We start from the raw sequence: 22,873 nt of genomic DNA, 5'->3' as shown, positions 1-22,873 counted from the left end.
TCCGTGCATAACTGGATTTGTTACGTTATTGCGTGTTGATAAGCCTAAAAAAGAGGGGGTGTACCATAAGTCATAGATATGACTGGCGACACCCCTTATTAAACCTTTTTCGCTCTAGTGCTTGAAGTGACGAACGCCTGTGAAGACCATGGCAATTCCGTATTCATTCGCTACTTTGATGGATTCTTCATCTTTGATCGAACCACCAGGTTGAATCACTGCTGTAATTCCGGCTTTTGCTGCCAGTTCCAGCGTATCACCCATTGGGAAGAACGCATCAGATGCTAGAATAGCACCTTTTGCTTGCTCGCCAGCTTGCTCAATTGCAATTTTGGCTGCACCCACACGATTCATTTGTCCAGCGCCCACACCTACCGTCATATCATTCGCAGCAAGTACGATCGCGTTCGATTTCACATGTTTAACTACTTTCCAGCCAAACAACAGCTGTTTCAGTTCTTCTTCCGATGGCGCACGATCCGTTACCACGTTCAGCTCGCTCGCTTCAATGGAGTGCACATCGGACTGTTGCACGATCATACCGCCGTCGATGGACGTAACCACGAATTGGCTCTCCCGTTTACGAGCAGCATTCAGTTCGCCCGTTTTGAGCAAACGAATGTTTTTCTTCTTCGTCAGGATATCGAGAGCCTCTTGCGTAAAGTCAGGAGCAAGTACGATTTCCAGGAAAATCTCGCTCAATTTGCCTGCTGTATCGCTATCGATAATGCGGTTCGCTGCCACAATGCCACCAAAGATAGATGTTGGATCTGCAGCATATGCTTTGCTGTAAGCTTCATAGATACTTACGCCAATGCCCACGCCGCATGGGTTCATATGTTTAACCGCGACAACGGCCGGTTCTTCAAACTCTTTGACAATCTGCAATGCTGCGTTCGCATCGTTGATGTTATTGTAAGACAACTCTTTGCCATGCAATTGCTCGGCTGTTGTCAACGTATCTTGAGCAGCCAGCGGTTTGCGGTAGAATGCCGCCTGCTGGTGTGGATTTTCGCCATAACGCAAATCCTGGAGTTTTTCGTAAGTAACCGTCAGACGCTCTGGCAGTGGATCACCATTTACGTTGGACAGGTAGTCGGAGATGAGTGCATCGTAAGCCGCTGTATGGCGGAACACTTTTGCCGCAAGCCGTTTGCGAGTTTCGAGAGTGGTATCTCCATCGTTGCGCACTTCCTCCAGCACTTGGCTGTAATCAGATGCGTCTACAACGACACTGACAAAGGCATGGTTTTTGGCTGCCGAGCGAAGCATCGTTGGACCACCGATATCGATGTTCTCGATGGCATCTTCGTATGCCACGTCCGGTTTCGCAATAGTCTCTTGGAATGGATATAGGTTCACGACAACCAGATCGATATAGCCGAGACCGAGTTCTTCCATCTGGCGTGTGTGCTCTTCGTTATCACGCACAGCCAACAACCCACTATGAACTGCCGGATGCAATGTTTTGACACGTCCGTCCATGATTTCCGGAAATCCGGTCACATCCGAAATTCCGATGACAGGTACGCCTTCCTTCGACAACAGGCTGCTTGTACCTCCTGTCGAAATAATCTCCACACCCATTTGCGACAGCTCGCGGCAAAAGTCCACGATGCCCGTTTTATCCGATACGCTAACCAGCGCTCTTTTGATACTCACAATATGCTCCTCCTTTAATGTCCCATGGCTTCGCGTTTTCTGACGAAACACAGCCGATTTATTTCCCGAGAAATATCACAAAATGCGTACCAATATTCGACTTCTGTTATATAAGTGGAACCAAGATGTTTACACGGGACACTCCGATGACAGAACAACCTTCCAATCGCTGTTATCCCCAGATTTTTTGATTCCCTTTTCTTAAAGGGAAAATCCGGTGATAAAGGCGAACGCTTCGCTTTTTCAGGTTTTTTCTGTCCTCTCCGTTAATGTATAAAAATTTTTCAACTTATATCAAACCGGTTTGTTAACAGTGACGTGACGTCCGTCTAACTGAACCAGACCTTGCGCGAACCAGGAAACAACTTCAGGGTATAACTGCTGTTCAGCTGCATGGATGGAACGGCTGATGGTTTCAGGGGTATCCTCTGGCAAAATGGGAACAGGATGCTGGGCAATAATCGGCCCTGTATCCATGCCACCGTCTACAAAGTGCACGGTCACACCCGTCACTTTCACGCCATAATCGAGAGCCTGTCCAATCGCATCCTTACCTGCAAATGCCGGTAGCAAGGACGGATGAATGTTAATCAGCCGCCCTGCGTAACAATCCACCACAACAGAAGTCAGCAATCTCATATATCCTGCTAGAACGACCAAGTCTATCTTTTTGGATTCTAGCACTTCCACGATCTCTGCCTCATAGGCTTCACGGGAAGCATAATTTTTCGGAGTAAACAGATGACAATCCACGCCTGCGTCCTGTGCCCGCTGCACAACACGTGCAGCCGGTTTATCACACACGAGCAGATCAACGGACGCATTCAGCCCACCGTTTCGTACTGCATCGACCAGTGACTGAAAGTTGGACCCTTCACCCGAGGCAAATACAGCTATGCGGTAGTTCCCCATTAAACATCCGCTCCCGTGAAGGTTACTCGCGCATCTCCTTCAGTAACACGGCCAATGATGTACGCTTCTTCACCAGATGCTTTCAGTTGTTGCAGCGCTTCTGTTGCATCTGCTTCATTAACGACCAGTACAAGCCCAACACCCATGTTGAATGTGGTGAACATGTCACGGTTTGAGACAGCTCCCTTTTCCTGTAACAGGTTGAAGATCGGCAGGATCGGCCAAGAGCCGTAGTCAATATCCACATTCACGTTGCTTGGCAACATACGTGGGATATTCTCGATGAAGCCACCACCTGTAATGTGTGCCATGCCTTTTACTTTTACCTTTTCCAGCAGGGACAACAGAGGTTTAACATAGATCTTTGTAGGTTCCAGCAGGGAATCACCCAGCTTACCGCCCAGTTCCGCTACTTCATCATGCAGATCAAGTCCCGCATCTTCCAACAAAAGTCTGCGTACCAGCGAGAATCCGTTACTATGCACACCGCTGGAGGCCAATCCAATCACTGTGTCGCCAGGTGCGATGGTTGTACCGTTGATGATCTTCGCTTTGTCCACGATGCCCACCGTGAATCCGGCAATATCGTATTCGCCTTCACTGTACATGCCCGGCATCTCCGCCGTTTCGCCACCGATCAGCGCACAACCCGATTGATGACAGCCTTCAGCGATGCCCGCAACAATAGCTTCGATCTTCTCAGGAATGACTTTGTCACATGCCAGATAGTCAAGGAAGAAAAGTGGTTCTGCACCCTGTACCACAATGTCGTTCACACACATCGCTACCGCGTCGATTCCGATGGTATCGTGACGGTCCATGGCAAATGCAATTTTCAGCTTGGTGCCTACACCATCCGTACCGGATACAAGCACCGGCTCATCGTATTTATCTTTGTTCAAACCGAACAGGGCACCGAATCCACCCAGATCCGTCATCACTTCCGGACGGAAGGTACGCTTCACGTGTTTTTTCATCCGTTCAACCGCTTCATTACCTGCCGCGATATCGACGCCGGCCTTTTTATATGCTTCAGACAAGTGGAATCATCTCCTTTTTTTTCGCCCCACCTAAATCCTCCCGCCCGGGAGGACCCCATAGGACCTTGGCAGGCCCTCTGGACACCCGCCAAAAAAAGCGGTGCAGAGGTGGCTGGTGTGATCTTGCTATGGTTGGTTCGTTCGTGATCTCGCGGGATTGTTCGCCGATTCCGTTGGCTGTAAGCCATCGGTCGGCGAACCCCGCTCAGCTACGCTGCGGGGCAAGCCCGCTGGACAGCTGCTTCGCTCGGCTGCCTGGCCCCTATTGCTCCGCAAGGCGGGGCTTAACGGCGCGGGCTAGGCCCGGGGGCAGCTGCTTCGCCTGGCTGCCTAGCCCCTGTTGCTCCGCAAAGCGGGGCTATAAGGCTAACAGCTGCAGCCGAATTTTTCTTCGCCGTTGAAATCGAGGCGGGTTGGGTAATCATGATCAAAACATGCGAGGCAAAGCCCGCCCTTGGGATCATCCTGATTATCTCCCTGAATCGATGCAATCAGTCCATCGGGACTGAGGAACTCCAGGGAGTCCGCATTAATTTCACGGCAGATTTCTTCCACCGACAACTGTGAAGCAATTAATTCACGGCTGTCAGGCGTATCAATACCGTAGAAACACGGGTTTTTGAAAGGTGGTGATGTAATTCGCACATGGACCTCGGTAGCTCCTGCATCACGCAGCATGTTCACGATCCGACGGGAGGTTGTTCCCCGTACGATGGAGTCATCAATCATGACCACACGTTTGCCTTCCACAACGCGACGTACAGCGCTCAGCTTCATCTTCACACCCTGCTCCCGCAGTTCCTGGCTTGGCTGAATAAACGTACGTCCGGTGTATTTGTTCTTGATCATACCCATCTCGTACGGAATACCCGTTTGCTCCGCATAACCAATGGCCGCCGAGATGCTGGAATCTGGTACCCCCGTAACCAAGTCCGCATCCACAAACGACTCAATCGCCATACGGCTTCCCATCCGTTTACGAGCAGCATGCTGGTTCGTACCATTCATATCACTATCCGGACGGGCAAAATAAATATATTCCATCGCGCATAATGCCTTGCGGTGTTTGTGATGATCAAAGCGATCCTCGTGCAGACCATCTGCATCCAGCACAAGCAATTCACCCGGCTCGATATCACGAATCAACTCTGCGCCGATTGTTTCCAGTGCACAAGTCTCGGATGCAAACAGATACGCATCTCCCAGCTTACCCATCGTCAGCGGACGAAGTCCGTGCGGATCGGAAGCCACGAGCAGCTTGTCGTTGGTCATGATCAGAAACGCATAACCACCCACAATGCGCTGGAATGCCTCTTTTGCAGCCTCAACAAGCCCCTTGGAGGATCGTGCAATCAGATGCGCAATGACCTCGGTATCACTTGTTGTTTGAAAAATGGACCCGCTCTGCTCCAGCTCACGCCGGATCGTTGGTGCATTCACAATGTTTCCGTTAGTCGCTACTGCGAGATCACCATCACGGTATTTAAATACCAATGGCTGTGCGTTCGTCAGTTTACTGTCACCACTTGTTGAATAACGGACATGTCCAATGGAAATATCCCCAGTCAATGTCTGCATCAGGTCTTTGGTGAACACTTCTTTCACCAGACCCATACCGCGATGATAGTTAAACTGGCTGCCATCACTCACACACATGCCTGCACTCTCTTCGCCCCGATGTTGCAGCGCATGCAGTCCATAATAGGAGAGCGAAGCCGCGTCAGGGTGTCTGAACACCCCGAACACGCCGCATTCTTCTTTCAATTTGTCGAGTCCGTCCTTGCCGGACCCTTCATTATAATAATCGCCTGTCCACAACGGTCCTGTCGTCAGTTCATGAGACATGGAATCGCATCCTCCCAGACCTGAGCTAAACCTCCTACAGGTTCGCTCACGGCTGATGTTCCGTTCAATTCAATCGTCAGGTTACTTCCTTCTACACGTCCAATCACAGCTACAGGTACACCGCGCTCACGTACAAATGCCTCAAGTTTACCCGCTTGCTCTGGCGTAGCCGACAACAAGATACGGGATTGGCTCTCACTGAATAGGGCGTGATCTGCACGCAGTGCAGTCTCGACATTTACCTGTGCTCCTACGTTACCACTGATACAAGACTCTGCGAGTGCAACAGCCAAGCCGCCTTCAGACAAGTCATGTGCCGAGCGAACGAGACCGGATTGAATAGCTTCCAGCACCGTGCTGAGCAACGCTTTTTCCGTTTGCAAGTTCAGTTCTGGCGGACGACCTTCCGTCTGACCATGAACCGCGTATTGCAGCTCGCTGCCACCCAGTTCAGCTTTTGTTTCACCGAGGAGGATGATGACATCACCTTCGGACTTGAATGATTGTGTCGTGATATGATCCGTATCATGAACAAGACCTACCATTCCGACAACTGGCGTTGGATAGATGGAGCCTTTGGCGTTTTCGTTATACAGACTTACGTTACCACCGATGACCGGCGTATCCAGCACACGGCAAGCTTCTGCCATACCGTCTACGGCTTTCTCCATTTGCCAGAAAATATCCGGCTTCTCCGGGTTACCGAAGTTCAGGTTGTCCGTGATCGCCAGCGGCTCCGCACCGGAACATACAATGTTACGCGCTGCTTCACTCACGGCAATCCGTCCACCAACTTCAGGATCAAGGTACACATAACGTCCGTTACAGTCCGTTGTCATCGCGAGACCTTTGCGTGTGCCACGAATCGTAACTACGGCTGCATCCGAACCTGGACGAACGGCAGTACTTGTACGCACCATGTAGTCGTATTGATCATACACCCATTTTTTACTTGCTACTGTTGGGGAAGCCAGCACTTGTTTCAACGCTCCGCCGAGATCCGACACTTCGTCGTAACGAAGCGTGTCGATGGAGGCACTTTGCTCGTAGTACGCAGGTACAGAAGACGGTTTGTCATACACTGGACATTCGTCAACCAATGCCGTTACTGGCATATCTCCGACCACTTCGCCGTGGTGGATCAATTTCAGACGACCGTCATCCGTTACTTTACCAACTTTGGCACAGATTACGCCCCAACGTTCAAAGATTTCCATCGCCTGCGCCTCATCCTTCGGCTCAACAACGAATAGCATCCGTTCCTGGGACTCAGACAACATCATCTCGTAAGGCGTCATGCCTTCTTCACGCTGTGGTACCTGATCCAGATACAATTCCAGACCGTTACCCGCTTTACTTGCCATCTCTGCACTTGAACATGTCAGACCCGCAGCACCCATATCCTGAATACCGAGCACGATGCCCGTGTCGATCAATTCCAGACAGGATTCCATGACGAGTTTTTCCATAAACGGGTCACCAACCTGAACCGCTGTCCGTTGGGACTCGGATTCTTCCGTCAGTTCAACCGATGCAAAGGTTGCTCCATGAATACCATCCCGGCCAGTTGGTGGGCCCACATAGTAAACCGGGTTACCTACACCTTTAGCTACACCGCGCTGAATCTTGTCATGATCAATTAGACCCACACACATGGCGTTAACCAGTGGATTACCTTCGTAGCTCTCATCAAACATGACTTCGCCTGCAACGGTAGGAATACCGATACAGTTACCGTATCCAGCAATACCCGCTACCACATGTTCGAACAAATATTTAACGCGATCGCTCTCCAGCTTGCCGAAACGAAGGGAGTTCAACAACGCTACCGGTCTTGCGCCCATGGAGAAAATATCACGGATAATGCCGCCCACGCCTGTTGCCGCACCTTGATAAGGCTCAACCGCGGAAGGATGGTTATGGCTTTCAATTTTGAATACAACGGCCTGGTTATCACCGATATCCACGATACCGGCACCTTCACCAGGTCCCATCAGGACACGTGGTCCAGTGGTTGGGAAACGGCGCAGCAATGGCTTGGAGTTTTTATAAGCACAATGCTCGGACCACATTACACTGAACACACCAATTTCCGTGTAGTTTGGCTTGCGCCCCATGAACTCACAGATCAGCTCATACTCGCTGTCAGATACGCCCATTTGTGCGTAAAGTTTATGTTCTGCGACCTGTTCTGCTGTTGGTTCCTTAGCGGATAGCTGCTGCGTCATGCCGATCCCTCCATGCTTTCAAAATAGATGTAAACATACGTTTGCCGTCTTCCGAACCAAACAGTGAATCCACTGCACGCTCTGGATGCGGCATCATGCCGACCACGTTTCCAGCCTCGTTACAGACTCCTGCAATATCACCCAGAGAGCCGTTCGGGTTGGTACCATACGTAAATACGATCTGGTTGTTCGCTTGCAGACTCGCCAGCGTCTCCTCGTCGCAATAATAGTTGCCTTCACCGTGAGCAATCGGGATGATAATCTCTTCGCCGGGTGCATAGTCACGTGTAAATGGTGTATCTGCGTTTGCCACTTTCAATACCGTATCGTGACAACGGAATTTCAGGGAAGTGTTACGGATCAATGCACCTGGAAGCAATCCCGCTTCCGTCAGGATCTGGAATCCGTTGCAAATACCCAAAATATATTTACCTTGTTCAGCAGCTTTCGCTACCTCGTTCATTACCGGTGCAAAGCGGGAAATCGCTCCGCAACGCAAGTAGTCACCATAAGAGAAACCACCTGGAACTAAAATACAATCATAAGCCGATAGATCTGTAGCCGTGTGCCATACATAATCAACCTCTTGTCCAATCGCATCTTCCACTGCCTTGTAACAGTCGATGTCGCAGTTGGAGCCAGGGAACACAAGAACTGCAAATTTCATGAGATTAACCCTCCAATTCGTAGCGGTAATCTTCAACAACGGTGTTGGCCAGCAGCTTTTCACACATGACTTTCAATCGTTTCTCCGCTTCCGCACGATCTGTTGTATCCAGGTTCAATTCCATGACTTTACCGATCCGTACACTTTCCACTTCGTTGAATCCCATGGAATGCAGGGCTCCTTGAACAGCTACGCCTTGCGGGTCGAGTACGCTTTGCTTAATAGTGACATATACGGTTGCTTTGATCATGATCCTTATGTTCCTCCTCAGTAATGAACGGGATAAATGCTTTACGCTGTTAAAAAAGATGACTTGGGGCGCTTGCTCCGGGGCGGATTGTTCTTCCGGTCGCTTGTTGTCCCCAGGTTTTTTGATTGTTTTGAACCGCTGTGCGGTCAAAACCCGGGGACAAAGGCGAACGCTATCGCTCCTTTAAGAACAATTCCGCCCCTACGCTAGTCCATGCGACGTTTTTTAAAGGCCTAAACCTTTTACGTTGCACGGTGTGTAATGGTCTAGTCTGACCATTACTTGGAAAGAGTGAATGGTCTTCAAGTTACTTTAGTAATCAATGAATTTAACTCTCATAATCTTTTCAGGCTTCCCTGCCTGCGGGTAGCCACCGCTCTTAAATTGCCTCATCCACCAGTTTGAACACTGGCGGAGGGAAAGATTTGAGCTAGAGAAACGAAGTGCTCGCCTTTGCAACCGGAATGTTTCCTTTTAAAAAAAGGATTCCAATCAAAACATTCCGGGGGCAACAGCGATCGAAAGCCAAACTTTCTCGTAGTCCGCTCAAACGTTAGTCTCCTCAAACGTTATTATTTCGTTAAACGATTATAAATATCGACGTATCTTGCGGTTGTTGCTTCAACTACCTCTTGTGGGAGTGGATCGGGTTTACTGTTCTTGTCCCAATCGGTTCCAGCGAGATAGGTGCGCACTGGCTCTTTATCCATGCTGTCGATCTCGATGTCCAGTTCATAGTTCTCTTTGGCCCAGAAGCGTGAAGCATCTGGAGTGAAGATTTCGTCAATCAGGATGACCTTGCCATCCACGATGCCGAACTCGAATTTGCAGTCTGCGAGAATGATGCCACGCTGATCGCAGTAATCACGGGCGAATTCGTACAGGCGCAAGCTTTTTTCCTGAAGCTCAACTGCGAGTGCGTCTCCCACCAGTTCTTTCATGCGATCCATTGGGATGTCCTCATCGTGACCAACATCATTTTTGGCTGCCGGTGTGAAAATTGGAACTTCGAGCTTGGCGTTTTTGCGAAGTCCATCAGGCAGTTTAATGCCATTCACTTCACCACTCGTCTCGTATTGTCTCCATCCCCCACCAGTGATGTATCCACGCACGACACATTCAATATCAATGCGTTCTGCTTTGCGGGTTACCATGATGCGGTCTTTGAGCAATTCAGGGTCTGTGATGAGATCACCCAGTTGATTCACATCGGTATGAACGACGTGATTCTCCATCATGTCACCCGTCAGTTCGAACCAAAAGCTGCTGAGTTTATTCAGTACGTTTCCTTTCTCGGGAACCGCCGGGTCCAGCACGTAATCAAATGCCGATATACGGTCCGTAACCACGATCAGAAAATGTTCACCCAGATCGTACAATTCACGTACTTTTCCTTTATATAACAGAGGTGCTTTAACGAGATCTGCCGCAGTGGACAGTGCCATGGGCTCACCTTCTTTCAGGAGATGTAAAGTATACGTCCAATTCCCCTTATCACGCGGGTCCACTCCGAATGCAGAACAACCTTCCGATCGCTGTTATCCCCAGATTTTTTGATTCCACTTTTGCAAAGTGAAAATCCGGGGATAAAGGCGAGCGCTTTGCCTCTTCAGGTTTTTTCTACCTTCTCCGTTCCAGCGTGAACACATAATCAACCTATACTTTTAGGGAGTAAAACTTGTTCTAAATTTGATAAAGGCGCAGCGTATGCTTCCGAAGTAGCTTTCTTTCAAAAAGCTTTTAGCTTTGCTTCTTCAGCTTATTTCTGTCCTCTGCGTTCCCTGCGAAACCATCATTCTGCGCTATAGCCTTATGGGAGTTATATATTAATCGTTCAAGCCGAGCTTTTTGAAGATGGTGTCTACGTGCTTCAGGTGCCATGACGGGTTGAATGCATCTGCGATTTCCTCTTCGTTCAGCACTTCTGTGATTTCCGGTGTGGATTTCACGATATCCTGGAACTGGCGTTGTTCTTCCCATGCTTGCATCGCACGTGGTTGAACGGTATCGTACGCTTGCTCGCGGCTGAAGCCTTTGTCGATCAGTTTTGTCATGATGCGACCGGAGAACGGTACCCCGTAGGTGCGCTCCATGTTGCGTTTCATGTTCTCAGGGAAAACCGTCAGGTTCTTCACGATGTTACCAAAACGGTTCAGCATGTAGTTCAGCAGCATCGTTGCATCCGGCAGAATGATACGTTCTACGGAAGAATGTGAGATGTCGCGCTCATGCCAGAGCGTTACGTTCTCGTATGCGGATACCATGTGTCCGCGAATAACGCGGGACAGACCAGAGATGTTTTCACTACCAATTGGGTTACGCTTGTGCGGCATTGCTGAAGATCCTTTTTGACCTTTAGCAAAAGCTTCTTCCACTTCACGGAACTCACTCTTCTGCAGTGCACGTACCTCTGTAGCAAACTTGTCCAGGGACGTTGCGATCAACGCCAGTGTAGCCATATATTCCGCATGACGGTCACGTTGTAATGTTTGGGTCGAGATCGGCGCAGGTTTCGTGCCCAGCTTCTCGCAGACAAACTCTTCAACAAACGGATCGATGTTCGCGTATGTTCCTACTGCGCCAGAGATTTTGCCGTATTGTACATTGTCTGCCGCATGACGGAAACGCTCCAGGTTCCGTTTCATCTCTTCATGCCACAATGCCATTTTCAGTCCAAATGTCGTTGGCTCAGCATGCACACCGTGCGTACGTCCCATCATTGGTGTGTGCTGATAAGCCAGTGCTTTTTCACGAAGAATTTCAATGAAATTCACGATATCCTTTTCCAGAATTTCATTCGCTTGACGCAGTACATAACCCAGAGCCGTATCCACGACATCTGTGGAAGTCAGTCCGTAGTGCACCCATTTCCGCTCCGCACCCAGACTTTCAGATACCGTACGTGTAAATGCGATAACGTCATGACGTGTTTCCTGTTCAATCTCATAGATCCGGTCGATGTCAAAAGATGCGTTCTGACGAAGCAATGCTGCTTCTTCCTTAGGAATTACACCCAGTTCAGCCCACGCCTCACATGCACAAATTTCAACTTCCAGCCACGATTGGAATTTGTTCTCTTCGGTCCAGATGGCTCTCATTTCGGGTCTGCTATAACGTTCAATCATGAATTTGTATTCCTCCAGAGGTTAGTTTGTTCAATCCATTGCAATCCTTCTTCAACATCCTGACAGAGCAGATTCACATGCCCCATCTTCCGTCCTGTTTTTGCTTCAGTTTTACCATATATGTGAAGCTTGGGAATCACACCGAGTTCTATCGCTTCTGCATCAGGTTGCCCTGTTCTGGCGATAATGCCTTCCAGATGTTCTCCAAGCACATTGACCATAACAACCGGACTCAATAACGAAGTGTCCCCGAGTGGTAATCCGCAGATCGCACGGATATGTTGTTCGAACTGAGAAGTCGCACAAGCTTCCATCGTATAGTGACCAGAATTATGCGGTCTTGGTGCCAGCTCATTGACGTACAGTCTTCCATCCGCCGCTACAAACAGTTCCACAGCCAGCAGTCCAACAGCCTTCATCGATTCTGCCACCGCTGCTGCCAGCTTTTGCGCTTCAATCTGGATATCTGCGGCAACTCTAGCCGGTACAATTGAAGCATGCAAAATGTTGTTCACATGAATGTTCTCCGCTGGCGGGAACGTTTTGATCTCCCCATTTGTACTACGCGCTACAACGACCGATATCTCGCATTCAAACTTGATGAATTGTTCCAACACCAGTTCCGCACCAGTAGCCGCAAGTTCTTCGTATGCCGCAACAGCCTGACTTGCTTCCCGGATGACCCGTTGACCTTTGCCATCGTAGCCTCCAGTCACCGTCTTCAGTACACACGGCACTCCAAGTTCGCTAACAGCAGCAAGCATTGTATCCGCACTTGTGATCTCACGATAAGGCGCGACTCTTACTCCAGCAGCTTCGATCGCACGTTTTTCACGCAACCGATGTTGTGTGGTGTACAGTAACGCACTTCCTTGTGGAACGTAAGACTCACGCTCGAGCAGCCCAGCGACTTCTGCATCCACATTTTCGAATTCATACGTAATGACATCGCATTGCCGAGCCAGTTCAAGTGCAGCTTTGGCATCGTCATAACCAGCTTCAATCTGGCGAGCAACTTGACCACAAGGTGCATCCGCAGCCGGATCAAGAGTAACGAATCGATAACCCATTGCCGTTCCTGCGAGCGTCATCATACGTCCGAGCTGTCCGCCTCCAAGAATGCCGATGGTTGTTTTCCCGGGCAACAGGACTTTTTTTAGCTCTCCTGCTATACCGGATTGGTTCCCGACTCTATTCATAGTTCTTCACTACTTTCGAGTACTTCTTGTTTGATGCGCTCTCGGCGAGCTTCAGAGCGACGTTGGACATCCGGGTCAAAAGCACCGATCATTTGAGCTGCCAGCAATCCTGCATTCGTTGCCCCTGCCTTGCCAATCGCCACAGTTGCGACGGGAATACCACCAGGCATCTGAACAATGGACAACAAGGAATCGAGACCGTTCAATGCTTTGGACTGAACCGGAACGCCAATGACCGGAAGCATCGTTTTGGCGGCAACCATACCGGGTAGATGTGCTGCCCCGCCTGCCCCTGCAATGATCACCTTGAATCCTCGATCAATTGCTTGCTCTGCGTATTCAAACATCAAATCCGGTGTACGATGGGCGGAGACCACCTTTTTCTCATACCCAATCTCCAGCTCATCCAGCACCTCGCACGCATGTTTCATCGTTTCCCAATCCGACTTGCTGCCCATAATTACAGCGACTTGCAGTGACATGAATACATCCAACTCCCGTCTGAGCTTTTTTGATTACATCTGACTATTAAGGAACTCTTATTACGTGTGAAATGAAAAAATCCGCTACCCGCGAAAACATCACATTTTCTCCGGACACCGGACTCCAAGAAATACGTATCCCTCATTTGGGCATGCCAAAAGGGGGCTTGCTGTCCGCATCTGGTTGCGTGCGACTCTCAGCCGTATCTCCTCGTAGTCCGGAAATTTACGGTTCCCGGGTAGATACTTCCGGGCCCTATTCCCGGCGTTATACGAGCAAATATCTATCAAACTATCATCGTTCATTTTTGTTATCTCTTATTACATATTTCGTTCCTACTCGACCTTATTCTTACCTGATCGACACATCTAACATTCTAACAATCCCCTACAGCTAATGTCAACTTAAAGACGAACATTTAACATATTGACAAATATAATGTTCGGGAATTGCTTCTTTAGATTCGCTTAGTCATCCATTTCATCCCATAAAAGAAAGCCGGCTCCTCTTCAATCTCTCGAAGACAACCGGCTTCCTGCTTTTTAGTGCGTACACACTTCATCCATTATTATTTTACGACCAGTACTGGAACCTGCGCATGCTGCACCACATTGTGACTGACACTACCCAGAACAAATTCCCGAATTCCACCCAGTCCGCGGCTACCAATAATAATGATATCAGAATCATTTTCTTTGGCAAAATCAAGCAATACTTCCGCAGCCGCTCCTTGAATCAAATCCACATTGGCCGTTACACCCGCAGCCTGAATTCGTTCTTTCGCTTCATCTGTCGTCTGTACTGCCAGATTGTAATAGTCATTATTAAGGGAAGGTGGCAGTGGAGCCAACCCCTCACCGATGAATACACGCGGGAAATCAAAAGCATGAATGACATCCAGCACTGCATTCGGGGACACTTTCGCTAGCTCAATCGCACGATCAAGTGCTTTATTTGAAGCTTTGGAACCATCATAAGCCACTAATATTTTGGAAAATAACATGTGAATCCCGTCCCTTCCTTTATATGTAGAGCACGCGAAGCAAGCTTCGGTCTGACATGTAATAAACTAACAGTTAAATAACAGAACCATGTAACTCCTTAAACGTTCCAGAGCCACAATGAACCATTTATAAGAACGAATTTACATATGAGACCACAGTATGAACGGTTACGCATGTGTTCATTGAATAAAGTAACCGTAGATTACCGCATTCAAGAATAACAACAATGGAATACCAATGGTGAAGCTGGGATGTTTAGTCTTATGCCTTTTCCGATACATTGCGATCCAGACTCCCAAAGCACCGCCTATAAAGGCTAATAAGAATAACGTCCGTTCGGGTGTACGGTCACGACGCTGTTGTGCACGCCTCTTATCATCGGACATCACCAGATAACCAACTACATTAATAAATAAAAACCACAATATAAGTCCGGTTTGCATATAATTCTAGCGATCCCCCTGTCCCGGGACATCTCCCTGTCTCCATTATAGTCCTCATTCGGGACATGTTCAACGCACCGGGTAGGGAACCGGAAATTGGTGTATAAACGCTAACTCACTCTGACCTAGGACTCCTGCTTGGGAATACCGTTCAGACTTGGTACTCTTTTGGCTGCTTTGGCTGGACGAACAGCGATGTTTTCTTCCCGAATGCTATCTTTGTTCTGCTGGTTATGGATCTTTTCGGGTTTGTTATGCGGCATATGGGTATCACCTCCTTGGCTTACGTTGCCTGAAAACGGAGGATCTTATACCGCATCACATGTATGATTAGGGATACGCGCAGCAATCCCTCTCCATAACGTCAGTTATTCGCAACTAGCATTACATGCGTGATGCGATCTGCGCTAACTCAGAGCTTGCTCTACTCTCCCTTTTTCTCCATAGCCGCCTTCAGCAGATCTCCAAGGTTAGAACCAATGGACTCCTGCTTCGCATATTGTTTCACCAGCTTTTGCTGATCGCGTTTGTTCACATGCTGTTTGTCCTTATCCAGCGTTTCTGTAATGCCGCAAGGCAGACATTGAACATATAACCCCGCCTTGCCTTCTTTAATTTCCATCTTTTTGTGGCACTGCGCACAACGACGATTGGAGAGTCTCTTCTCTGCCGAACGACGATACCCGCAGTCCTCGGTAGGACATACAAGAAACTTGCCGCGCTTGCCTTTCTTCTCCAACAACCGTGCGTTACAGTCCGGACAATGGCTATTGGACACATTATGCGGCTTGTACTCTGCTTTGCTGCCTTTTACCGTAGACACCAGCTCTTTTGCCATGGATCGGATACTATCCAGAAACGGCCCCGGTTTCCCTTGCCCACGAGCGATGCGTTCCAGTTCAGCTTCCCAGCGAGCAGTCAGATCCGGTGTACGAAGCTGCGGAGCAGCCAGTTCAATCAACTGTTTTCCTTTGCCAGTCGGGTGCATGCTGTTGCCTTGACGATCTATTGTATCGGAACTGACCAGCTTCTCGATAATATCCGCACGTGTAGCCGGAGTTCCGAGTCCATGCTTTTCCATCTGGGAAAGCAAAGCGGCTTCGGTATACCGTTTGGGCGGCATCGTCCGTCCACTTTTGATATGGCAACGCTGAACCGTCACGGACTGTCCTTGCTGCACATCTGGCAAAAGCGCACGCTCATGGTCTGCTGCATCATCAGCACGGTCATCGTCATCATCGCTGTAATCACCGCCGTATACTTCACGCCATCCACTTTCTTTAACCGTTGTACCTTTAACATGGAAGGAATCATTCCCCAGTTGAACCGTGATCGCAACCGAGTCGTACTTCGCTGCCGGATAGAACAGGCTGATAAAACGACGTACGATCAGATCGTACAGTTTGCGTTCCTCTGGATTCAATTGATTCAGAAGCACCGTCTGCTCCGTGGGGATAATCGCATGGTGATCCGTAACTTTGCTGTCATCCACAATACGTTTGGTGATATTCAGATTTTTGCGCAGCAAAGGACGTGCCAAAGACGCATAAGGTCCAATAGCTACACTGTCCAGCCGTTCTTTCAATGTAGCTGTCATATCGGAAGTCAGGTATCGACTGTCCGTACGTGGGTATGTCACAAGCTTGTGCTGTTCGTACAGACGTTGCAGGACATTTGATGTTTGCTTTGCAGAGAAACCATATTTCCGGTTGGCATCCCGTTGCAGTTCCGTCAGGTCATATGCCAGTGGATGTGGTTCCACTTTCTCGCTTTTCTTCACCTGGGCAATCGTGCCCTTGCGCCCATCTACCCGTTTCTTCAATTCTTGCGTTTCTTGAGGGTCAAAAATTCGTGAATCTCCTCCAGCTGCCCGCCACACAGCCTGAAAACCTCCCAAATCTGCCGTTAACGTCTCATACTCCTGTGAGCGGAAACCGTTAATTTCATTTTCCCTGTCCATAATCATACCTAATGTCGGGGTTTGTACCCGTCCAGCAGACAACTGAGCATTAAAACGAACGGTTAGCGCACGGGTCACGTTAAGTCCGATCATCCAGTCAGCTTCCGCCCGGCAACGTGCAGATTCATAGAGGCGGTCGAACTGACTGCCTGGCTTCAGCGAAGCAAATCCGTCTTTGATCGCCTTATCTGTCTGGGATGAGATCCAAAGGCGTTTAAATGGTTTTTTCCACTGAGCCATCTGCATGATCCAACGAGCCAGCAATTCTCCCTCACGTGCCGCATCCGTCGCAATGACCAGTTCGCCTACATCCTGACGTTTCATCAGCTGCTGCACCGCTTTATATTGATGGTTGGTCTCTTTAAGTACTTTCAATTTCGTACGATCTGGCAGAATGGGCAGGTCCTCCAGATTCCATGTTGCATACTTTTTGTCGTAATCCTCCGGTTCAGCTAATCCAACCAGATGTCCAAGCGCCCAGGTAACGATATATTTCGGACCTTCCATATAACTTTTATGTTTATCACGCGCACCCATAACTCTGGCTATTTCGCGTGCTACAGATGGTTTTTCTGCGAGTACCAATGTCTTCACTTCATATCTCTTCCTCTCTGGTAGAACGTTATGTCTCTTTAATCCTATCTTTTCATTATATCATTTCACACTAAAGGTATGCTCTGTCATCTCTACTTCCTAAACTACTCGCATCCTGCAACCTCATGTTTAATCAACATATCGAATTCATGTTATATTTATTTACATTAAAATATGTAATAGTTTTTCTGAGTACATGTAAACAGAAGCATGAATAAGTATTAACACAGTAAAGTATTGATGTATACGTTTTTTTGGATAAATATAAACCTTGTAAGATTACCTAACATAACTATACAATGTGTCAAAAGCATAGAAACAGGATCGCTGCTAACACACATCAATGAGACACAGGAAGGGAGCGTGGATGCATGACTTATCATGGATCTGTATTGAAAAAAAATGGGGCTTTGTTACTGGCGGGAGCTGTTGTTGCCACAACTTGGGGAGGAACGGTGCCTTCGGCATCAGCCGCAACGGCAACGCCTACGAGTAAAACAACAATAGCTGCTGTATCCAAAGGAAAAGCGCCTGCTACTCCGGCCGCATTTGTTCAGGCCATGGAAGAAGCGGCTACACTTGCAGGTGTTCCTTTTACCATGGACAAGCTCTCCGGCACAACCGTACAACGTAAAGATGCTGCGGTCGCCCTGCAACAATGGCTCAAGCTGGATTCGACTACCGAATCATTCAAGGATGTCCCGGATGAAGCCACTTTCGCAGGTGCTGTTGGTGCATTGAATACCGCAGGGTTAATGAAAGGTTATACCGATTCCCTCTTCCTTCCAAACGCTGTACTTACGGAGAATGACCTATCCATACTGAAAGAACGCATTTATAACTACATAGAACCGTTTGTCTTGGAGGAAGCAACCATTATGGATCTCCAGGCCGCAATGATGCAAGGAAAACTGACATCAAAAGAACTGGTTCAGAAATATCTGGACCGCATTGAAAAATACGATGATCAAGGTGTAAGCATTAACGCTGTATTAACCCTGAACCCAGATGCACTCCAAATTGCGGAGCATTTGGATGAAGAACGTGCAGCTCAAGGTGCTCGTGGACCTCTGCATGGCGTTCCGATTCTGGTGAAAGACAATTTTGATACCAATGACATGCCGACAACCGCAGGCTGTATCTGTCTGAAAGATTCCATTCCTGCTCACGATGCTGAACAAGTGAAGAAACTCAAAGCAGCTGGCGCCATTATTTTGGGCAAAACAAACCTGCATGAATTCGCATTTGGTATCACGACATCCAGCTCATTGGGTGGACAAACACTTAACCCTTACGCCCTGGACCATTATCCAGGTGGCTCAAGCGGTGGAACAGGTGCAGCCATTGCATCTAACTTTGCTGCAGCCGGCATGGGTACAGACACTGGCGGTTCGATCCGTATCCCATCCAGCTTCAACAGCCTTGTGGGTATCCGTCCAACCATCGGACTGTCCAGCCGTGAAGGCATTATCCCATTGGCTTTGACACAGGATGTAGGCGGACCTATGGCTCGTACGGTTAGTGACGCTGCAATCATGTTGGATGCTACAGCCGGCTATGACAAAAAGGATGTCGCTACAGCCTACGCGGTTGGAAAAATTCCTTCCAGCTACACTGATTTCTTGGATGTAAACGGGTTGAAAGGTGCACGCATCGGAGTGGCCACAGAACTCATCCCAAGTACCAAAGCTGAAGAAAAAGCCGTTGCTGACGTAATCAACACAGCTGTGGAAGAACTGAAGTCACTTGGCGCTACCGCAGTTCCAATTTCCATCCCGAACTTAACTGAGATCAATAAGTACCCAAGCCTTAGTGGATATGAATTCAAGTTCCAACTGAATGACTATCTGGACTCATTGGGCGCAGATGCTCCATATCACAGTCTGTCCGAGATCATCGCTTCCGGAGAGTTCGACAAGTCTCAGGAGCAATCCATGAAAACTCGGGATGCTCGCCAAGCGTTGGAGACTACAGAGTACAAGGACATCGTTTTGAAACGTACCCAAGTGACACGTGAGTCCCTGCTGAAAGTTATGGCAGATAATAACCTGGATGCCATAATCTATCCTACATCCACACAAGCCGCTGGTGTTATTGGCGAAGGACAAAACTCTGGTGGTAACAACCGATTGAGTCCTTTCTCCGGCTTCCCGGCGATCACTGTACCTGCCGGTTTCACAACCGATGGTTTGCCAGTAGGTATGGAATTCCTGGGTCGTGCTTTTGATGAAGGAACCTTGATCAAGCTAGCTTACAGCTACGAACAAGGTACACATCACCGCCAAGTGCCTAAACTTACGCCGTAAAATATTTATGGAATTAAGCAATCCAGTTAACAAAAAAATAAATGCAATCATATCACTTTTTTGAAACGAGTTAACCCAATAAAGAGACCACCCTCTTCATGACTGCATGAAGTTTGGGTGGTCTCTTTTATATTCTCTATTTATTTTTTTGTTGCATACAGTCGTATGTTACTCATTCCTGAATCTTGTCCGGCACGCCCCATTTCAGCACCAGACCTGCGTACGTCAGACCACCGCCAAAGCCAAATAGAGCTACGCTCTGTCCTTCTTTCAATTTCCCTTCATCCACTGCAAGCTGTAAAGCAAGCGGAATGGAAGCAGCAGATGTGTTCCCACGATACTCAACACTGGTTAAAGTACGTTCCAAGGGTACCGGTCCACGTTCGCAAACAGCTTCAATCATTCTCATGTTGGCACTATGCGGGACAAACCAGTCAATCTGGTCAGGTCTTAATTCAGCTTTCGTTATCAGCTTACCCAATTGCTCTGGAATCGTCCGTACAGCCCACTTATAAATCTCTCGCCCATTCTGAACAAGGCATCCCTCACCCTGTAAAGGCACACCATTCATCTCAGAAGACAAGCCACTCTTATAGAGATGCACCCCGCCTTCTCCATGTGTACCTGATATGGCTGCCATAAAGTCACCTTCAGCACCCGATGATCTCTCCACCAAGAAGGCCCCCGCTCCGTCACCAAACAATACACAAGTCGTGCGGTCTGTGTAATCCGTAATTTTGGATAATGTCTCTGCTCCAATAATCAGTACTTTGCGGTACATTCCACTGGTCACCAGACTGTCGGCTAGCTGTAGTCCGTAGGTAAAACCTGCGCATGCAGCATTTAAATCGAGTACGCCCGTGTGTGGGATCTTAAGATTAGCCTGTACTCTGGATGCCGTACTTGGGAAAGCATATTCAGGTGTACTTGTAGCCACAAGGATCATATCTACGTCTTCTACACTTACTTGGTAACGGCGTATCATATCTTCTACAGCCTTCGTAGCCAGGTCAGATACAAATTGATCTTCAGCTGCAATTCTCCGTTCTCTCATCCCAGTACGCTGTACAATCCATTCGTCACTTGTCTCGACCAATTTCTCCAGATCAGCATTCGTTAATATTCGATCCGGTACATATGTCCCCATTGCCGTGATGGTTGCCTTTGATTGATGATTCATACCGGTAATCACCTCACTTGTTTTTTCTATTATAGCACTAAGTCTTAGTACTTGGTACTAATTTTTTTATAATCTTTACTCAATTTATACTCGGAATCCGCATTACTTTTATCCGAGTGAAGAGATGTTTCTGAACCATTACCCTATTTATGAGCTTTCTATAGACACTTTGTCCTTATATAAGGGTTACATCAGTCGAATTAAAAATTTCAGGCTAAGGTGAACCTTAATAACGGGGACGGGGAATTGACATTTCTGCTAGCTACATTTGAAGAAACGGATACAAAATCATATAAAAAACAGCTTGTCGCAATATCGACAACCTGTTCCATAATTATAATAGTGGGGTTATGAACTTCACTTCCGGAAACCGACTATCGGGTTCGTTCATTAGAATTCCGCCCTTTTCTTTCAGATACAGGTCAAAGAAATCCAGCATATAGGAATTAATAATGAAATTTGCTCTATCGGGCGCAATCTTCCCTGTAATACCTAGAATTCTAAAAATTGGAGAAATGAACTGCACGTCTGTAAAATTTAAATGCTCCGCATTATCGATATATAGAACTTGTCCCCCTGCGGCAACTGTTTTACGCATCCGATCAAGCTCCAACTTTTTGTCTTTCCTTTCTTGATCCACCCACTCTCTTGTATTACCCATACGCTCAAGTTCAACATCCGTGTAGACTCGGTGATCGATCAACATTTTTAATTTTTCGTATCCACTTTCCGAGTTTATGAACAAAATCGGCTTCCGCAGGCCCTCTTTGTCATGCAGACCATAAAGTCCTCCATCAAGGTCTATCCCAGCTTTTATTCGTGGATCGTAAGAAGCATCATAGGCCGTCGCTCCTCCAATGGAATGACCGAACACTCCGATATGACCCAGATCCACCCTCCCTTTTAGCTGACTTGGAATTTTCCCCGATTGAATCAGTTCGAATTGGTCCAGCGCAAACACCACATCGGCGGTTAACACTTTTCCCAACTCGTCACGTTTTTCTCTTTCTGTTCTGTAATCATGTTCGGGTGAAAACAAATCGCTGGTTGTATTGGTCGTGATTTGACCGTCCGGAAACTCGGTTGCAAATGTATTATAGGTGTGGTCGATCACTGCCACGATATATCCGTGACTCGCCAGATTTTCGGCTTGTGACGTGTGAAAAAACCTGGAGGAACCAAAGCCGGGATTTGCAAGAACCAATGGGTATGAGTCCTGAGCTGAAGAGACTTCAGTCGCTAAGTACGCATGACTGGATACATACTTCAGGTGTTGAAAAGTAAACCCGGGGAGGCCATAATTCTCCGCCATATAAGATAAGATTCGGGGATTAGGGATAAATGGAGTATACTTCCCAGTACCAGCTTCAGCCGGATACCATACCTGAACCATTAATTCTCTCTTGCCTGTCTCTGATTTCCCGAATGTCTCCTCCCGGTTTGGATCGACGAAATGAAAGACTTGTGTGCCTACTTTTAACTTGCCAGTTGGTGCTGGAGGGTCAAAAACCGGAAACACATAGTGGAAACAGACTGTTACGATCAGCCCAATTGCAATAAAAAGGGGACCAAGCACTCTAAGAATTCGGGAGACTGGCCACACGCCTTTCTGTGATCGAACAACTTTTATAAGAGAAAACATGAACATCAGGGGCGTAAATCCGTATAAAAATACAAGCTGAATCCTGTATCCTTCAACAAGAAAATGTATCACTAAAAGAATGATGCCGACTCCGCTTGTCAGGAGCAAAGCAGATCTCCTGATACGTTGATTGAATATAAATGGGATTGCCAACAAAAAAACACTTGAAAAGAACAACAGTATTTCAAAAAGCCTCACGACAACTCCCCCTAAAAATTAATCCCTTCGATGGATAGGATTAATATACAGGAGCAGCAAGATTGATACCTATTGATCTAGATTATAATCGCCTTACACTCTTGTAAGATTGTTATCAAGTATGTATCCAGGTTG

At 47.9% G+C, this 22,873-nt stretch carries 18 protein-coding genes and 1 riboswitch; of the genes, 1 reads left to right on the top strand and 17 read right to left on the bottom strand.

Features of this window, described 5'->3' with window-relative positions:
- Window positions 1-114 precede the first annotated feature (114 nt).
- The 15 genes from purH to AC4E8D_RS03935 form a co-directional block, all read right to left on the bottom strand.
- Window positions 115-1,662 carry a bifunctional phosphoribosylaminoimidazolecarboxamide formyltransferase/IMP cyclohydrolase gene (purH, locus tag AC4E8D_RS04005; protein WP_169482947.1) on the bottom strand — a complete coding sequence of 516 codons (1,548 nt, stop codon included), beginning with the start codon at window positions 1,660-1,662 and terminating at the stop codon, window positions 115-117.
- 294 nt (window positions 1,663-1,956) lie between these two features.
- Window positions 1,957-2,574 (bottom strand): phosphoribosylglycinamide formyltransferase, encoded by a 618-nt coding sequence (gene purN, locus AC4E8D_RS04000; protein WP_221818710.1) that lies wholly within the window; start codon window positions 2,572-2,574, stop codon window positions 1,957-1,959.
- Window positions 2,574-3,614, bottom strand: a complete 1,041-nt coding sequence (gene purM / locus AC4E8D_RS03995) for a phosphoribosylformylglycinamidine cyclo-ligase (protein ID WP_076329579.1) — start codon at window positions 3,612-3,614, stop codon at window positions 2,574-2,576. The genes purN and purM overlap by 1 nt, the downstream gene beginning before the upstream one ends.
- A 366-nt stretch (window positions 3,615-3,980) precedes the next feature.
- A complete protein-coding gene (purF, locus tag AC4E8D_RS03990; RefSeq protein WP_339306795.1) occupies window positions 3,981-5,459 on the bottom strand; it encodes an amidophosphoribosyltransferase in 1,479 nt (492 codons plus the stop codon).
- Window positions 5,444-7,687 carry a phosphoribosylformylglycinamidine synthase subunit PurL gene (gene purL / locus AC4E8D_RS03985; protein WP_339306793.1) on the bottom strand — a complete coding sequence of 748 codons (2,244 nt, stop codon included), beginning with the start codon at window positions 7,685-7,687 and terminating at the stop codon, window positions 5,444-5,446. The genes purF and purL overlap by 16 nt, the downstream gene beginning before the upstream one ends.
- Window positions 7,665-8,354, bottom strand: coding sequence for a phosphoribosylformylglycinamidine synthase subunit PurQ (gene purQ / locus AC4E8D_RS03980; protein WP_036606071.1), 690 nt, complete (start codon window positions 8,352-8,354; stop codon window positions 7,665-7,667). The genes purL and purQ overlap by 23 nt, the downstream gene beginning before the upstream one ends.
- Before the next feature lie 4 nt (window positions 8,355-8,358).
- On the bottom strand, window positions 8,359-8,604 hold the full coding sequence (purS, locus tag AC4E8D_RS03975) for a phosphoribosylformylglycinamidine synthase subunit PurS (protein ID WP_017690695.1): 246 nt from the start codon (window positions 8,602-8,604) through the stop codon (window positions 8,359-8,361).
- 572 nt (window positions 8,605-9,176) lie between these two features.
- The gene (locus AC4E8D_RS03970) at window positions 9,177-10,049 is read right to left on the bottom strand and encodes a phosphoribosylaminoimidazolesuccinocarboxamide synthase (RefSeq protein WP_076253839.1); all 873 of its coding nucleotides are present in this window, start codon (window positions 10,047-10,049) and stop codon (window positions 9,177-9,179) included.
- A 381-nt stretch (window positions 10,050-10,430) separates the two neighbouring features.
- Window positions 10,431-11,729, bottom strand: coding sequence for an adenylosuccinate lyase (gene purB, locus AC4E8D_RS03965; RefSeq protein ID WP_047840491.1), 1,299 nt, complete (start codon window positions 11,727-11,729; stop codon window positions 10,431-10,433).
- The gene (purK, locus tag AC4E8D_RS03960) at window positions 11,726-12,928 is read right to left on the bottom strand and encodes a 5-(carboxyamino)imidazole ribonucleotide synthase (RefSeq protein WP_237178153.1); all 1,203 of its coding nucleotides are present in this window, start codon (window positions 12,926-12,928) and stop codon (window positions 11,726-11,728) included. Before purK ends, purB begins: the two co-directional genes overlap by 4 nt.
- The gene (gene purE, locus AC4E8D_RS03955; protein ID WP_017690699.1) at window positions 12,925-13,410 is read right to left on the bottom strand and encodes a 5-(carboxyamino)imidazole ribonucleotide mutase; all 486 of its coding nucleotides are present in this window, start codon (window positions 13,408-13,410) and stop codon (window positions 12,925-12,927) included. The genes purK and purE overlap by 4 nt, the downstream gene beginning before the upstream one ends.
- Before the next feature lie 194 nt (window positions 13,411-13,604).
- Window positions 13,605-13,706: riboswitch (purine riboswitch) on the bottom strand.
- Window positions 13,707-13,979: 273 nt separating this feature from the next.
- Window positions 13,980-14,414 carry a universal stress protein gene (locus AC4E8D_RS03950; RefSeq protein WP_076215141.1) on the bottom strand — a complete coding sequence of 145 codons (435 nt, stop codon included), beginning with the start codon at window positions 14,412-14,414 and terminating at the stop codon, window positions 13,980-13,982.
- 180 nt (window positions 14,415-14,594) lie between these two features.
- The gene (locus AC4E8D_RS03945; RefSeq protein WP_017690702.1) at window positions 14,595-14,858 is read right to left on the bottom strand and encodes a DUF1294 domain-containing protein; all 264 of its coding nucleotides are present in this window, start codon (window positions 14,856-14,858) and stop codon (window positions 14,595-14,597) included.
- Window positions 14,859-14,983: 125 nt separating this feature from the next.
- A complete protein-coding gene (locus tag AC4E8D_RS03940) occupies window positions 14,984-15,121 on the bottom strand; it encodes a hypothetical protein (protein ID WP_186327993.1) in 138 nt (45 codons plus the stop codon).
- A gap of 161 nt (window positions 15,122-15,282) precedes the next feature.
- Window positions 15,283-17,412 (bottom strand): DNA topoisomerase III, encoded by a 2,130-nt coding sequence (locus AC4E8D_RS03935; protein ID WP_221818706.1) that lies wholly within the window; start codon window positions 17,410-17,412, stop codon window positions 15,283-15,285.
- A 371-nt stretch (window positions 17,413-17,783) separates the two neighbouring features.
- Between AC4E8D_RS03935 and AC4E8D_RS03930 the strand changes: the two genes are divergently transcribed.
- Window positions 17,784-19,718, top strand: coding sequence for an amidase family protein (locus AC4E8D_RS03930; protein ID WP_490205872.1), 1,935 nt, complete (start codon window positions 17,784-17,786; stop codon window positions 19,716-19,718).
- 172 nt (window positions 19,719-19,890) lie between these two features.
- Here AC4E8D_RS03930 and AC4E8D_RS03925 read toward each other — a convergent pair whose 3' ends face one another.
- Both AC4E8D_RS03925 and AC4E8D_RS03920 read right to left on the bottom strand, forming a co-directional pair.
- Window positions 19,891-20,898 (bottom strand): ketoacyl-ACP synthase III, encoded by a 1,008-nt coding sequence (locus tag AC4E8D_RS03925; RefSeq protein WP_221818704.1) that lies wholly within the window; start codon window positions 20,896-20,898, stop codon window positions 19,891-19,893.
- Between the two features lie 334 nt (window positions 20,899-21,232).
- Window positions 21,233-22,738: an alpha/beta hydrolase family protein gene (locus AC4E8D_RS03920; RefSeq protein ID WP_221818703.1), complete on the bottom strand. Its 1,506-nt coding sequence runs from the start codon at window positions 22,736-22,738 to the stop codon at window positions 21,233-21,235.
- Window positions 22,739-22,873 lie beyond the last annotated feature (135 nt).

The organism is Paenibacillus sp. SRL342 (assembly GCF_984798905.1).
The sequence above is the reverse complement of the archived record's forward strand: the minus strand, read 5'-3'. Positions and strand labels throughout refer to the sequence as shown.